Annotated in this window: 1 protein-coding gene; it reads right to left on the bottom strand. The window is 61.0% G+C overall.

What is annotated here, in order from left to right; translation table 11 throughout:
* Positions 1 to 25 precede the first annotated feature (25 nt).
* The coding region (locus tag ACI77I_RS32125; RefSeq protein ID WP_407000231.1) for a hypothetical protein at positions 26 to 549 on the bottom strand (524 nt) is incomplete at its 5' end.

The following is a 549-nucleotide window of genomic DNA, read 5'->3' on the forward strand; positions in this document are numbered from 1 at the left end:
GCCGCGCTGGGCGGCAGAAGGTGGGTTAGGGTTTTGCTGCTTTCGCGTGCCCGACGCATACCTTGGTGGGCTCGCCGCGTTCGTCGAGGTGCGCGTGACACATGAACCCTTTCTGGTTGTGCTCCATGAACTCCGCATCACACGTGGTGATGGGTGACTGGTTGGCTATTGAGGCGAGGCGGTAAGCGCACCCATGACACGCGCCCGCCGGGTCGCACTTGCTGGCGATCATTACGCCCTGACAGGCGCCGATGATGGTGGGCAGGTTCACGCTGGTGAACTTATCGGGGTGGACGCCGCATTCTTGGATCAGCACCTGGTCGCTCATCTCGGCGCAGTTCTCCGCGACCGAATTGGCCATGCCGATCAGTTGCGCCGTGAACTCAACCAAACGGCGCTGTCCATGGATCTGCAGGTAAACTTCAAGCGCAGAGCGCCGCCCTTCCAGATCCAGCTGCGCCATGCCCGCCAGGTTCGAGGCATCACTTTTTTCCATGCTGTATTCACAGTTTGCAGGCATACGAATACCTCGCCCGCCGCTCACCGGCA

It is taken from the genome of Pseudomonas sp. D47 (assembly GCF_045447305.1).
Classification (GTDB): domain Bacteria; phylum Pseudomonadota; class Gammaproteobacteria; order Pseudomonadales; family Pseudomonadaceae; genus Aquipseudomonas.